This is a genomic window from Acinetobacter sp. 1207_04 (assembly GCF_052850415.1).
In genome coordinates this window covers 24,711-39,274 of sequence record NZ_VXCQ01000022.1, presented here as the reverse complement: position 1 = coordinate 39,274, position 14,564 = coordinate 24,711, and the positions used below count along the sequence as shown (strand labels likewise).

Genomic DNA, 14,564 nt, shown 5'->3' with positions numbered 1-14,564 from the left:
GGGCATAAGCGAATTGAAATGAATGGATGGAATACTTTTCAAGACTTCAAATTAGAGATCAGCCAAGATGAACCGTTACCACTGCATATAACAGCCGTAGTGATGGAACATAATTTCAATGAAAGGTAATATATTATTTTTATTGAAGAAGACCATAATTATGAAAAAAAATGAAATTTTGGGGACAACAGCAGAAAACTTGGGAAAAAGTGTTTATTTATCTGTAACGGACTCGGTTCTTGAAGAGATAGCGAAAGCTATTCCTATTGTATCTGTGCTTAAAGCAGGATGTTCAGCTTATCAAAATATTGGCGTTAAAAGGAGAGAAGCCCAATTTTTTATATTTGTAGAAGAATGTGAAAGAATAGAAGAGGGTGCTATATTAAAGATATATAAAGATAAAAATAATATAGAAATGGGTATGGAAATTCTTAATGCGATAGAAGAAAGTTATTTAAAACTACATGCCAAAATGATTGCTAAATTGGCAATTTTATATGATAAAAAAAGGATAGAAAGAATTAAGTTTCTAAAATATATACATATTATACCAAAATTAACATCTTATCTTTTAGAACAAATTAAGGATAGTTATGATCAATATCAAATAGTCAAAACTGAATTTCAAGGTAAAAAATCACTAGGAGCGGAAAGATCTAAATTATTAAGTTATGAATTAGTAAGCTTAGGATTTCTTGAAGCAACTTCAGTAATGGGAGGAGGGTTTCATTATTCTGGTACAGAAGATTTAGATTTTTTTTATGAAAATATATATAAAGAGGAATAATGTATACAATAGAACATGCAAAGATTTCAGATGTACCAACACTATTAGAATTAGCTTCAACCTTTTGGCAAGAATCAGAAACATACTCACAACGTCCAATGGATATAGAAACAGTTAAAACCCATCTTCAATATCTAATCTGCTACCCATCACAAGGATGTGTGTTGGTTTGCAAAGATGAATCAGGAACAATATTAGGTGGTTTTGTAGGTGGTATTACTAAAGAATGGTTTAGTTCTACAAGCCTTATGGCTTTTGATTATTGTTTATTTGTTAGCTCTAACAATAGAGGTGGTAAGTCAGCTTACTTACTTGTCAAAGCCTTTATTGAATGGGCAAAAGAAGCAGGAGCTACAGTAATTCAGTGTGGTACAGCAACCAAGATCGACACAGATAAAACAATAAACTTCTACAAGAAAATGGGATTTGAACATACAGGTTCGTTTCTTGAAATGAAGCTCTAACACAAAAATAATAATAAATAGAGGTAAAACGATATGGCAGCAGCAGCAGGGGCAATGGCTATTGCTCAAATTGCATCTACAGCTTTAGCCGTTGCAGGGACAGCTTATGGTGCATATTCAGCTCGACAATCGGCTAAGGCACAATCTAAACAAGCAGAGCAAAATGCAGAGTTAGCAGAAAGTCAGGGAAGAGTCGAAAGTGAAAGAATTAGAGCATTAGGAAGAAAACAGTCAAGTGCAGCACAAGCTCAAATGGCAAGTAATGGATTAGATTTGAATGCTGACAATACAGTTGTAGATGTAATTGAAGATGATATTAATAAAAATGTTTCACAAGATGCATGGACAACTTTCTTTAACGCTAAGAACCAGTCTAATCAATATAAAATAGATGCTAACAACTTCAACTTACAAGCCAAGAATGCAACGGTATCAGGCGTACTAAATACTGCGTCTTCAGCTTTAAGTGCATTTGGTAATCTACCTAAAAATACGTTTAGTAAAACAACAACTCAATCCATTAATTCAATTCCATCGAATGCTTTAGCAATGGATACAAGTAGATTAAAACAAAATCCTTCAGGGTGGGCTTAATTTTGGCACAAATACCAATGGGAAATTTTGGCAATCTTATGCCACAAGCTCAAGCAGGAAGAGTATTAGATACAGGTGCAGGGCATATCGCTCAAGCTATAAATAATATTGGACAAATCGGGCAACAAGTATCAGCAACTAAATTGAATGAAGCTCAGAAGATTCAAGATGAAAAAGACGAATATTTCTTTAATACCCAAGCTGCTAAGTATGGCTCTGACTATACAGACGTAGTCACAGACACAAAGAATAAGTTAATTACAGGTGAATTGAATGAAGGTACTGCTAAAGCTTATTTAAGAAAGAAGTCAGATGAGTTATCTGAAACTTATCGTCAAACTTTACCGAATATCAAACATGATAAGTTCAACTACTACACTGAAAAAATGTATTTTGATTCTGAAGCCAATGTTAAGCCACTCGCTTATGAAGTTGAAAAACGAGCTATAAATGCAGACTTTGAACAAGTTGGTGAAGCAACACTTAAAATAGAGAATAGAGAACAAGCTTTAGCCTTAATTAGAAATACAATTGAACGTAATCCTGTACTCACACCTGAACAACGTACTAAATCCTTAGAAGAATGGAATCAAAGACGAGATCTATCAGATGGAAAAGGTGTTCTTAATGCCTTAGAAAATAAAGCCGATGTAGAAGGTTTAACTAAAGTTAGAGATGATGTAGATCGTATTTTTCCTCACATGAAAGTTGAAACTAGAGATGCTTATAAAGCACAAATTGATTCAGCCATTGACCGTATTAATAAAGCTAATGAAATTGCTCAAACTAAAGTAAACAATGAAGCTAAACAACTTGCTAACGATTTGAGAACAGATGCTTATACAGGTTATCCAATTTCAGCAGAACGCACAGATGCTGTATTAGCAAAAGTTACAGGAACTGAATATGAAGCTCAAGTTAGAGAGGATTTAGCACTAAATAAAGATGCTCAAAAGTTTAGAAAACTATCGCCACTTGAACAAGAACGTACTATCTCAAACCTGACCACTCAATTAGAAAATACACCACAATCCGATGCATCTTTACTTCAAAAGCAATTGAGCATGTATCAAGGTATATCGAACGCTTCTAAAACTAGGGCTAATAATGATCCAGTAGGGCAGATTCAATCTCAGACAGGAACTAAGTTGTATACAGTCACTCCTGAACAGATTGGGACAGGTAATATTGATTTCAAACAAGCTCAAATTACAACTCAAATGTTGTTAGATCAAAAGACAAAGAATGGTGGAGTTGGCTCACTTATCCAATGGAATACAACAGAACGTAAAGCGTTTGGTGATAGATACCATGATGCTTCACCACAAAAACAACGAGCGATGCTTACTGATCTGACTAATATGGCAGGAGATAGTAAAGAAGCTCAAAAAGAATACTTCTCACTGATTGCAGGGGAGAAGAACGCTTATGATTATGTTGGTATTGCTAACCTGAATAAAATGGGTATCCGATTAAATGGGACGAATATTCAAGCAGCAGATGTAGCACTAGAAGGGAAAGAATCCATTAATAGGCAACAAGATAAGCTCCTTGCTAATGAACAAGTTTTCTATAATCAGATTCAATCTGAATTTGGAAATGCAGTTGCATCAGGTTCTAATGAACATTCCGCTTATGGACACATGGCTTATTCAATTTATATCGGACTTGCTAAACGAGACCCGTCACTAATAAAAGTAGATGAAAATAGTAAGCCTCTCATCAATAAAGACTTAGCTAAAAGAGCATTTAACATAGCAACAGGTGGAACATATAAACAGTCATTTGGAAAGAATACCAATTCTGTCTTCATGCCTTATGGCTATTCTCAAGAGAGTTTTAGAGATTATTTAGAAGATCATTTCAGAACAACATTTAGAAAAGAAACAGGTATCGTTTATGACATGAGTGGTGTTATAGATGACTATGCGATTAGACGTAAACAAGGCTATAACCATCTATTTGAGTTTGTTCAGCCAAACGGCAAAGTATTTAAAAATCCTAAAACAGGAAAAGACTACTTTATAGCGATTCCTCCAAAACAAATTTAATAAAAATAAGGATGATATGGGCATATTAAGCAACGATATTACAGATCAGGATTTAGCTTTTGACCAATCAAAAGCAACAGACATTAAACCCTATAAAAGTGGTACAGCTTCAGACATAGTTTTAGGTACAGTATCAGGAACAGCAAAAGGTGTTCTATCCGTATCAAATGGTATCAGCCGATTAGTTGAAGGTGATGAAGTTGGCGATAGACGTATGCATCAAGCTAATGAAGCTCTTACACCTAAAGGACAAGGTATAGCAGGGCATATCGCTTCAGGTATTTCAGAAGTTGTATCAGCAGGGGTAGTCGGGTCACCTTTAGGAGCATTAGGTGTAGCAGGAGCAGTTGGTATTGGTACACGTTCAACAGAACATACTAGACTGACTCAGCAAATGGGTGTCGATCAGGATACAGCGGATATAGCTTCTAATATTTATGGTGCAACGAACGCTGTATTAGCAGGATTGCCAATAGCCAATGTATTTAGAAAACCTTTAACTGACTTTGGAGCAACGGTAATCGCTCCTACAATTGCAGGACAAGGTATGACTTATTTAGAAGGTACATATCTCAACTCTAAAGGTTATGAAAAGCAAGGTCAGATGTATAAAGAAATGGCGACTGATCCGACAATGATCGCAATGAATCTTAGTATTGGATCAGCCTTCTTTACTTTGGGACGATTAAGATCAGATCCTCATGCTACACAAGCGCAAGTCCATGAAGCTGAAGCAAAAGCTTATGATGCAGTTGATCAAGCGATAGCAAATACAGACCTACAAAGTAGTCCGACTCATACCAATACCATGACAGATATAATGCAACATGAAGCCAATATTAATCAGGCAGTAGATCAGATTATGAAAGGTGAACGTATCAATATATCTGAAGCGACAGGTGGACAACTTAAAACGCTTCAAGATGTTAGGACATATATTCAAAACAATAATAGCTCTAATAAAACAGCTAAAATAAATACTGACTCAACTACTAAACAATCAATACCATCTAATTTTAATATCAAATCTAATGTATCTCAGGATCATACGATAAGGGTTAAAGACACATATCACATTGCTCAACAAGCAGGATTTACAGCTTCTCAAGCTAGAGCTTTAGTTGGTGAGTTAGGTCGTGAGAATGGTTATAACCTTAATACAATGTTTGGTACTCATTCTGATCAGGCAAACAAATTAACCAATAAAGGTATTTTTAGTTGGCAGGGGAGTCGCTTAATTGCTTTAAATGCACACATGCAAGCTAAGGGTTTAGTCAATGCAGATGGAACATTTAAACGCACCAATGAAGCTTTAAAAGAGCAGTTTATATTTCTTAGAAAAGAGATTGAAGCTAATCCAAAATGGAAACAATCCTTCCTTGATGAAAAGAATATAAGTAATGAAGAAGCAAGAGCTGCTTTAGGTGGTAAAGGTACAATTATCGGATGGGCTAGAGGGCAGACTAAGTTAAGAAGTGGTGATAGTTTTGATTGGAAAGCACATGAAGTAACAGCCAATAAATACTCAAATATGGTGGATGGTGAACCCACTTCTACACACACTGTTTTAGATGAATCGACAACAGAACACGCTTCAATACCGACTAAAAATTTAGACAGCTTAGACGATACGATTCACAGAACAGATTTGAATGAATCAGTACCTCATGTGAAAGTAGATGATTTTGATTTAGCAACATTCGATAGCCGATCTAAAATTATAGATGAAGACTCATTACAGACGATCTTTGAAAGTATGGACATACATCAATTTGATACAGCTCCAATCCAATCTAAAGACCTATTAACGCCTCATGATTATGCTGACATATCTAAAATATTAGATGATTTAATGGATACTTCAGTCACAACACCTGTTCCACATACAGCACAAGGTGTCAAAGTTAAATATGATGTATTCAGTTCTGAACATCAGAAAAAATTTAAACCTGACGACTCAAATACAACGGCTTGGAAAGAAGTTCAAAGGTTTGAAGAAGGTAAATATCGAAAAGAAATGAGCCGATCATTTAAAGATGAACATGGAAATACAGTACAAGAACTTAAATATAGAGGCACGTACTTGTCTAGGACGATAGATGGTGCAGGAAAAACTTCTAATATTCACGTAGGACGACTAAATAAATCTGATTTTGTGAACGATAAAGGCAATAAGGAACTAGATACAGCTCTTAATCGTATTTTTGATACGAATAATTATGGATATTTATCACAGATCCCAAAAGGGCATGAAGCTATAGCCAAGTTAGAAGCTAACCCTAATACCGTTATTTCATCTAAACGTACAGGTGAAGATCTGAATGCAGCGCAATGGAAAGCCAAGCTTCAGAGAGAACAAGACAATATCACAATGATGACTCAAGCTATGTCCACATTAGCCAAATGTGCATTGAAAAACGTAGTATAAAAATAATAAGAGAATTGAATGAAAGACCAATGTAGAAGTGCTGTAGAAACAGTTCTAGGACGTAAAGTAACAGATATAGAAGCCGATTTATTAGAACAACAATTTATCAAAGCAAGCAAAGAACTTCCTGCTGAAGATATTAAGAAATGGAAGTCAATGTCAGATGAAGAAAGAGCTGAAGCAATTGCCGATCGAGCTATAGAAAACTATACCAATCAACATATTAAAGAAGTCACGAATCTGGTCAATGATCTTCAAATTAGAGAAAACTTAATGGCTGAACTGACTTCCCATTCAAAACTCAATCCATTAGAAGCTCTTAACCGTAAACTGGTCATGTTCACTGATCAATCAGGTATCCAATCCGTAGAACATAATATACAGGCTATAGAAGTACGCTACATGGGTGCTTTAGCTGATGTATTTGGAAAGACTCAAAAAAATTTAGGCTTCTTACTCGATGGCGATAAAGTTAAATTGTTGGTTAAAGAGATATTCGGAAAGCCTTCAGGTGATACTGAAATCTCGGCTATGGCTAAGTCTGTGACAGATGTACTTGAACAGCTTAGACAGCACTACAATATTTATGGCGGTCACATCGCTAAACTTGCAAATTTTGGACTTCCACAATCTCATTCATTTTACAAAGTCATTAGTAAATCTAAAGATGAATGGGTCAATTATGTCTTTCCGATGGTAGACCGTTCTAAGTACCGACATGAAAATGGTTTATTAATGAATGAATCAGAAGTCAAAGATGTACTCAGAGCTGTGAATGAAACGATTCGATCAGAAGGTCACAATAAAGAAGCAATTCAGATACATAACGTACAGTCAGCTTCAGAATTTCCAGTCGGTGTGAATATGCAAAATCTGCATCAACACACACGAGAAGTACACTTTAAATCAGCAGATGATTGGGTCAAGTATCAAGAAGAATTTGGTGAAGTAAACTTCCACGACTTACTATCTAACCATGTTAGACGTATGAGTACCGAAATAGGCTTAATGCAAACTTTCGGTTCTAATCCTGAAAAGACAGTGAAGAATTTAGCTCATACATTACTCAATGACATGATGCAGGATTCAAGATATATAAATGATCATAGAAAGATTCAGAAACAGGCAAGATTAGCTGAACGTCATTATGACGAATTGTCAGGACAAGCTCTTCCAATTGACAATAACCTTTCTCAAGTGGGCGGTATGTTAAGAAGTTGGACTGTAGCTACCAAGATGGGTTCAGCTTTTATTACAGCATTTTCAGATCAAGCAACAATAAAGCTCAACTCAGAAATGCATGGTATGGCTTACAGCAAAGTTTTTGGACAACACTTAAAACAGTTTAAGAATAAAGAAGACAGAGATTTTGCTATATCAATAGGGCTTGGTGTACGTGAAATGAGTAATGCTTTAGTTCGATTTGGCGATGATGACATTGCATCAGCTTCAACTAAGCTCGCTTCAGCCAATACTAAAACAAGAAAAATAGCCAATGCTTTGATTAGAGCCTCAGGCTTAAACCATATTACAGCTTCAGCTAAAAGAGCATTTGGTGTTTCACTTATGCACCATGTATCTAGTCTTAATACAAATAAAAAATGGATTGAATTAGGTGATAAAGACAGACACATGCTTGAAGGTGGTGGTATCAAAGAAGCTGATTGGAATGCTTTTAAAGTCATCACTAGAACAGAAACGCCTAGCGGTGAAAAACTTGTCACTAATAAAGATATATACGGTTTGTCAGATGATGTAATTCTTACCCATTTCCAATTCAAACGTGATAGCTACACGCCTGAACAACTTGCTAATGAAGCTTATAAATTAAAAGAACAATTAGCCAATAAATATATGAACTATGTTTACACTGAAACGAATGCTTCAGTTTTGGAAGTCGGTGCAAGAGAAACAACGATAATGGGGCTTGGTCGTGAACGTGGAACAATGAGTAATGAATTAACTCGCTTCTTCTTTCAGTTCAAACAATTTCCGCTTGCTATGGTGACTCGTCAATGGACTAGAGCTATGGCTCAAGGTACACCACAAGAGAAGTTTGTATATCTCGCTAAACTATTTGCTTATACAACTGTTATGGGGGCTATTGTTACTCAGATCCAAAATCTGACTAATGGTAAAGATTTAGAAGATCCCACAACTGTAGATTTTTTTCTTAAATCTATAGTAAAAGGCGGTTCAGCAAGCTTCTTAGCAGATGCAGTTTCAGCAAGTGCAGATCCAACAGATCGAACATTAAAAGATTGGATTATTCCTGCTGCTGCAAAAGATATAATATCTGTAGGCACAATGGTTACTGGAGGTGGTAAACAGTTCTTAGATGAACGTGAATCGAACTATGGAGCTGAAGCAATCAATACAGTGAAGAATAATATTCCTTTCCAAAATCTATGGTATACACGCTTGATATTTGATCGACTTGTAATAGCAGAAATGCAAGATTTAGCTGATTCAAACTACAGAGATAAAAAGCAACGTAGGCTAGAAGGGTATGGTAATAGTTTTTGGTGGGACATGAATAATGAAAATATTCGTATACCTGAAATGATAGATAAATAACAAATAATGATAAAATAAAAAGTACCACTTTATAAGAAGTTAGCATGAAAAAAATATTTTTATTACTATTAGCATTGACTATTAGTACACCTTCATTTGCCTTGATAGAGACTATGGCTTTATATAATAATCCTCAAATTAATGAAAAAATACCAAGATGTAAGGGGAATATTAACTGTAATGCATTTGTTAGTCTTGCAAACAGCTACCCAAGTCTAAGATTAGCTATTAAAAATAACTATCCAATGTTATTAGAATATGCTGATCAAGGAGAAGGAAAAAAGTTAGATGATGAAATCTGGCTTTATAGAGATCATTCTAAAAAAATACTAAAAGCAGGAAAGGCTATTTATGGAAAAAATACCAACCCTAATGATAAATACATTTATGCAAGAGGATTAGCTGTACTCCTATTCATCGAACAAAGAAATGGATGGAATACATACTAATTTTTAAATTTTAATCGAACTAATTCGTTTTAATATTGTAGAGATAAGAAACATGAAAAAATTACTTTTAGCCTTTTCCGTCATAATTAGTACTTCAAGTTTTGCTGGCTTACCTGAAATGATGAAAGTTTATAATAATCCATCTTCAGCACCTAAAGTTGCTGCATGTAAAGGTAATGTAAAATGTAATGCGTTTACAGCCTTAGCAAAACAATGGCAAGCCATTCCAAATAACTATCGTTATCATGGTTTTGATATAAAAGATCAAGCTCGACAGGGTGATGGCTATGGCTTAAATAAAGGTTTTAGTCTATCTCAAGATAAAAGTATAAGTCTCTCAGAAGCAGGAGATGCTGTTTATTATGATGGCGGTGGTAAAGGTGCAGCAAATGAACGTATATTCGGTCAAGGTTTAGCTGTCCTGTTATATATCGAAGGTAAAAATGGTTGGGATAACTAACACAATTATATGAAGGCTACTTGAGTAGCTTTTTTAATACAATAACAAATAGAGCTAATAATAGAACTAATATAATAATTATAAATATGAGCAAAATTGAAGAATATAAGTCTGAGCTTTTAAGAGTTCAAGACATGACACTGCTTGATACAGTAGACCTTGTTGAACGTGCAAACGGATGTGATAAAGAAACAAAAGTAGGTCGAGGCGATGCCTTTTGGTTGTATAAATCGGCTAATCAAACCTTAGCTATTGCAGCACGTATCGAACAACTATTAACAGTAAAACAAACTAATACAGACACAACTGAAGAAGAAGAAAAACGACAAGAAGCTTTAGCAGCTAAATTATTAGCTTCAGCTAAAAAGGATTTGTCTAAACGTAAGGGTACTAAACAGGATGGCAAAGAAGCTTAATAAAAAGGCTTCGTTTGCTGAATTTTATCTTGTTTTTGCACATACACAGAAATGGACAGTTCCAGACTTTCATTTAACTGTATGTGACTTCCTAGATAACTTTGGATCTTTAGGCGTTCTTATGATGCCTAGAGGACACGGTAAATCAACCTTACTCGAAATATATAACGCCTACAGACTTTATAGAAATCAAGATGAACTTATCTTAGCTCAATCGGCTACAGATGCAGATTCCAATAAAACAAGTCGTGGCACAGCTCAGATGCTTGAACAAAATCCTTTAGCTTGGAATTGTCAAAAAGAACGTGGAGAAACACGTAAATGGTGGGTGAAAGGCTCAACAGACGTTAAGCATGGTTCAATCCATTGTAGAGGTATCCTATCTAACGTGACAGGTGCAAGGGCAACACTGATTGTTAATGATGATACTGAAGTACCTGATACCACATCTACGCCTGAAGCAAGGGAAAAGCTTAGACATAGATTGTCAGAACAGATCCATATCCTTATTCCAAAAGGGCAACGATTATTTGTCGGTACGCCACATACTCAAGAAAGTTTATATTCAGCTTTAATTGAAGCAGGAGCTGATCATTTAGTTCTGAAATGTTTTGAGAAAGAAGCTCGATTCACTTCAGGCTCTCTAGAAATTAGAACGACATTTAAACCGATCTATATTTTTAGTGGTATTAGTACACATGCCAAGCTTTTAAAAGACTTTGATGACTATACAATTACTCAATCTGACACAGATTACATTATTCATTTAAGAGAACGTCATACCTTAATCGACTGCTATTCAGATGCTTTATGGGGTGAAAGATTCATACCTGAAACAATGGAACAACGTAGAAAGGAATGTGGAACGCTTGGCGAATGGGATTCTCAATACCAGATGCACAATAAAGCAATCAATGAGATTCGCTTAGATCCTAATAGGCTCATTTCTTATAAAGAAGAAGTAACTTGGAAACAAGCCAATGGTCATACCATGATGATGCTTGGTGATAAACGTATTACTTCAGCAACTCTAAAATTAGATCCCAGTTCAGGTAAAACTAAATCAGATGTATCGGCTGTTGCATTAGTGCTTCAAGACGAACAAGGACGTTTATATTGGCATAGATCAATCGCTTTACTTGGTGAAGTCGCTGTGACAGATGATCAAGGTCAATTCATAGAAGGCGGTCAAATGTGGCAATTAGCTAACCTTATAGAAGAATTTAAGTTGCCTAACATCATAATCGAAAGTAACGGAATAGGCGGTCATGTTGGAACAATACTGAGATCTGTACTCAAGAAACGTAATATTTATTGTGGTGTCATAGAAAGACATGAATCCCAAAATAAGAACAAAAGGATCATAGAAGCGATAGAAGCTCCACTACTTTCAGGCTTTTTATATGCACATGAATCTGTATTAAAACTGAATGGATCTGATAGTCCACAAGTCAAAGAAATGCGCTTATATGATCCATCTATCACTAATCAGAAAGATGACTATATAGATGCTTTAGCAGGAGCTATATCAGCAGAGCCAATCTTAATCGGTAGACATAGCAACTATCCAAGCTATAACCAAAACAACAACTGGATGAGATCAAATCAAGTATCAGAAATGAAACTAGATTTTTAATTAATAGCTCTATTAATAGAGTCAATATAACAAAAATAAAAATACTAATATTAGGTATAAAAATAACAATGACAGTAGAAAATCAGATTCCTTATCAGAGCTTTACGGCAAATGGTGGAGATATAACATTTACGCTTTCTTTCTATGTAGATGGAAAAGATAACTTTACAGTAAAAGAAGACAGTTTACTTGTTAGTAGAGATAGTTATGTATATGACAATACAACTAATTCAATTTTGTTTAATGTAGCCCCAAGTCAAGGCAGCATAATCGAAATAGAACGCATTACAAGTGCTGAACGATCTATTACTTATGCTACTTATAACAATTCATTCAGACCTGAAACTTTAAATTATGACATTGATCGAATTTGGAGAAAGTTACAAGAACTTGGATATGTAGATAGTGTGTTAGCTTTACGTTTATCAAAAGAAATACAAGATCGAATTAGCGGTGATAAAGCTTTAGAACTCAGATTAACCCAAGAAATTTCAAAAAGAATCTTAGGCGATCAAAACCTACAAAAACAAATTAACAGCAACGATTTTGATATTAGTGTGCTGTTCAAATCATTAGAACAAGAAATAGTAAAACGTATAAATGGGGACAATGAAGTGGCTCTTTCTTCAAGAGCTTATACAGACTTCATGTTAAGAATGAACAATACTAATCCTTCAATATTTGATGGTGTAACAGATAATATTGTTATCACTGAATCAGGTGAATCACAAAGACAACTCAATCAAAAAGTAGTTAAAAACTTACAAAGTATTGATGAGTTAAGAACAACTAAAAGCAATAAACATAAAGAGCTAGTCACAGTCAGTAGCTATTACAGTGACAACTCTACAGGCGGTGGTACGTTCTATTGGGATGCAACAAGCATAGAAGCAGACAACAGTGGGACAGTCTTTAAAGTTATAAACATCACAACAGGTCGTTGGAAAAGACAATATACTAAACTCACATTTGAAGATTTTGGTGTGGTCGGAAATGATCGTTCTATTGATGATGCTGTAGGTATTCAAAAAGCAATTAACTATCTACAAACGAAAGTAAATGGCTCTATTTCAGTGGGGCGTGAAGGTGTAGTTTATTATTTTAAATCTCCTGTAATTATGACAGGTACTGAAGCCTACGTTACTGAACAAAATAAAATCACTGTAGATTTTACAGGTTCAAAAATAATTCCAACGGCTAGTAGTATTACTTGTTTTGTCGTAAATCGAAATCATGTTCATATAAAAAGTCTTCATATTCATGGTGATAATAGTACTTCAAATGTTCTAGGTGTGCTATTTGGTTCATTAACTCCTGAAATTAAAGGAGGAACATGCTTCTGTAAACTTGAAAACTATACAGCGGAATACTTAGCAGTCGCATTTAAGGCACAACCAACACGTACCACACCTGTTACTAATTCAGCAGCAGGGGCTTATTACAATGAAATTATTAATCCAATTTTTATGAGTACGATAGTTGGTTTCCAATTTGCAGGAAATGATTTAGCTTTAAATAACCAAAATACCCGATACAACATATTCAATCCTAGACAAGTCGGTGGTGACTATATGTTTAGATTAGAATGTTGTGAAACGCTTAAAGTTTTTGGTGGTAGTGCTGAATTTGTTGGAAATACAACAGGCAACGGCTCAGTCATCTATGTACCTAAAATTTATCCTAATCACATGATCGAAAATCAAGGAAATGAGTTTTTTGGTTTAACAGCAGAAGCTTGTAATCGCTTATATGAAAACTACTCTTACGATTTGGGTATGTTTGGTATCAGTCCAATTAACTCAATTAAGCCAAGTATCATGGGTACAGGCGCACGTATTATTACCAAAGCAATTGGTCGATTCAATGTTGAGTCAGATATTGCTGAATATAATCCAATTCTTTCAGTGAGTAGCAGACCACATAATAAACAATTATTTATGCGTATCACTACAAATGGTGATCCACAAATTTGGGCTGATTCTACAATTAATATTCCACAACACATTGAAATGTTTAATAGCATTATGGCAGCAGGGACAGTTCGAGCAAAACAAGAAATTTATACACCGAAGCTTGTTTCTACAGGCACTGATCTTGTACTTATGAGTAATAATGGGACAAATGGTGGCTTTGTTATTAGCAATAATCCAACTCAATCTATGATTTGGAATTCAGCAGAAAAAGATACTGTTTTTGGTGGTTCTCCTTCTGTTCGATCTAATTCGGATGGGTCTGTGAAGCTTGGAACTGCAACTCAAAGATGGGGTGATATTTACTCAACTAATTCTGTTATCCAAACTTCAGATGAACGATATAAAGAACAGTTTCGATCATTGGCTGAAGTAGAGAAAGCCGCTGCTTTAAAAATCAAAGCAAGTATTTGTATTTATAAATTTAAAGATGCAATCGAACTAAAAGGAACAGATGCTAGATGGCATGTAGGTGTTAAAGCTCAACAAATTGTTCAAATCATGACTGATCATGGTTTAGATTGGAAAGAATACGGCTTTATTTGCCATGATTCGTGGGAAGCGACAGAAGACCACATAATTACAATTGAGCCTGAAACATACGATGAAGAAGGAAATATCATTACTGAAGCTATAACAAAAACTATAAAAGGCATAGAAGCAGGGGATAGATATGCAGTTCGTTATGAAGAACTCATCATGTTTATTCTTGCTTCAATTTAAGAAGAAAAT

The 14,564-nt window shown here is 35.0% G+C and carries 11 protein-coding genes; all 11 read left to right on the top strand.

Going from position 1 to position 14,564, the window contains the following annotated elements; translation table 11 throughout:
• Window positions 1–160: 160 nt before the first annotated feature.
• The 11 genes from FW754_RS15575 to FW754_RS15525 all read left to right on the top strand — a co-directional run bounded on the left by FW754_RS15575 (window position 161) and on the right by FW754_RS15525 (window position 14,555).
• Window positions 161–787, top strand: coding sequence for a hypothetical protein (locus FW754_RS15575; protein WP_446325165.1), 627 nt, complete (start codon window positions 161–163; stop codon window positions 785–787).
• Window positions 787–1,251, top strand: coding sequence for an N-acetyltransferase family protein (locus FW754_RS15570; protein ID WP_446325164.1), 465 nt, complete (start codon window positions 787–789; stop codon window positions 1,249–1,251). Before FW754_RS15575 ends, FW754_RS15570 begins: the two co-directional genes overlap by 1 nt.
• 33 nt (window positions 1,252–1,284) lie before the next feature.
• Entirely contained in the window at window positions 1,285–1,845 is a 561-nt protein-coding gene (locus tag FW754_RS15565; protein WP_446325163.1) for a hypothetical protein, read from the top strand.
• Between the two features lie 2 nt (window positions 1,846–1,847).
• Window positions 1,848–3,896 (top strand): hypothetical protein, encoded by a 2,049-nt coding sequence (locus FW754_RS15560; RefSeq protein ID WP_446325162.1) that lies wholly within the window; start codon window positions 1,848–1,850, stop codon window positions 3,894–3,896.
• A 16-nt stretch (window positions 3,897–3,912) separates the two neighbouring features.
• Window positions 3,913–6,324 carry a hypothetical protein gene (locus FW754_RS15555; RefSeq protein WP_446325161.1) on the top strand — a complete coding sequence of 804 codons (2,412 nt, stop codon included), beginning with the start codon at window positions 3,913–3,915 and terminating at the stop codon, window positions 6,322–6,324.
• Between the two features lie 18 nt (window positions 6,325–6,342).
• Window positions 6,343–8,901: a hypothetical protein gene (locus tag FW754_RS15550; RefSeq protein ID WP_446325160.1), complete on the top strand. Its 2,559-nt coding sequence runs from the start codon at window positions 6,343–6,345 to the stop codon at window positions 8,899–8,901.
• 44 nt (window positions 8,902–8,945) lie between these two features.
• Entirely contained in the window at window positions 8,946–9,350 is a 405-nt protein-coding gene (locus FW754_RS15545; protein WP_446325159.1) for a hypothetical protein, read from the top strand.
• Between the two features lie 52 nt (window positions 9,351–9,402).
• Entirely contained in the window at window positions 9,403–9,810 is a 408-nt protein-coding gene (locus tag FW754_RS15540; protein WP_446325158.1) for a hypothetical protein, read from the top strand.
• Window positions 9,811–9,830: 20 nt separating this feature from the next.
• Window positions 9,831–10,226, top strand: coding sequence for a hypothetical protein (locus tag FW754_RS15535; RefSeq protein WP_446325157.1), 396 nt, complete (start codon window positions 9,831–9,833; stop codon window positions 10,224–10,226).
• Window positions 10,210–11,862 carry a phage terminase large subunit gene (gene terL, locus FW754_RS15530; protein ID WP_446325156.1) on the top strand — a complete coding sequence of 551 codons (1,653 nt, stop codon included), beginning with the start codon at window positions 10,210–10,212 and terminating at the stop codon, window positions 11,860–11,862. The genes FW754_RS15535 and terL overlap by 17 nt, the downstream gene beginning before the upstream one ends.
• Window positions 11,863–11,930: 68 nt before the next feature.
• Complete coding sequence (locus tag FW754_RS15525; protein WP_446325155.1) at window positions 11,931–14,555, top strand: tail fiber domain-containing protein; 2,625 nt, start codon at window positions 11,931–11,933, stop codon at window positions 14,553–14,555.
• Window positions 14,556–14,564 lie beyond the last annotated feature (9 nt).

Excerpts from the sequence above, each read along its gene's own strand:
- FW754_RS15575 (WP_446325165.1), top strand. The coding sequence starts at position 161 with ATGAAAAAAAATGAAATTTTGGGGACAACAGCAGAAAACTTGGGAAAA.
- FW754_RS15570 (WP_446325164.1), top strand. The coding sequence starts at position 787 with ATGTATACAATAGAACATGCAAAGATTTCAGATGTACCAACACTATTA.
- FW754_RS15565 (WP_446325163.1), top strand. The coding sequence starts at position 1,285 with ATGGCAGCAGCAGCAGGGGCAATGGCTATTGCTCAAATTGCATCTACA.
- FW754_RS15555 (WP_446325161.1), top strand. The coding sequence starts at position 3,913 with ATGGGCATATTAAGCAACGATATTACAGATCAGGATTTAGCTTTTGAC.
- FW754_RS15550 (WP_446325160.1), top strand. The coding sequence starts at position 6,343 with ATGAAAGACCAATGTAGAAGTGCTGTAGAAACAGTTCTAGGACGTAAA.
- FW754_RS15545 (WP_446325159.1), top strand. The coding sequence starts at position 8,946 with ATGAAAAAAATATTTTTATTACTATTAGCATTGACTATTAGTACACCT.
- FW754_RS15540 (WP_446325158.1), top strand. The coding sequence starts at position 9,403 with ATGAAAAAATTACTTTTAGCCTTTTCCGTCATAATTAGTACTTCAAGT.
- terL (WP_446325156.1), top strand. The coding sequence starts at position 10,210 with ATGGCAAAGAAGCTTAATAAAAAGGCTTCGTTTGCTGAATTTTATCTT.
- FW754_RS15525 (WP_446325155.1), top strand. The coding sequence starts at position 11,931 with ATGACAGTAGAAAATCAGATTCCTTATCAGAGCTTTACGGCAAATGGT.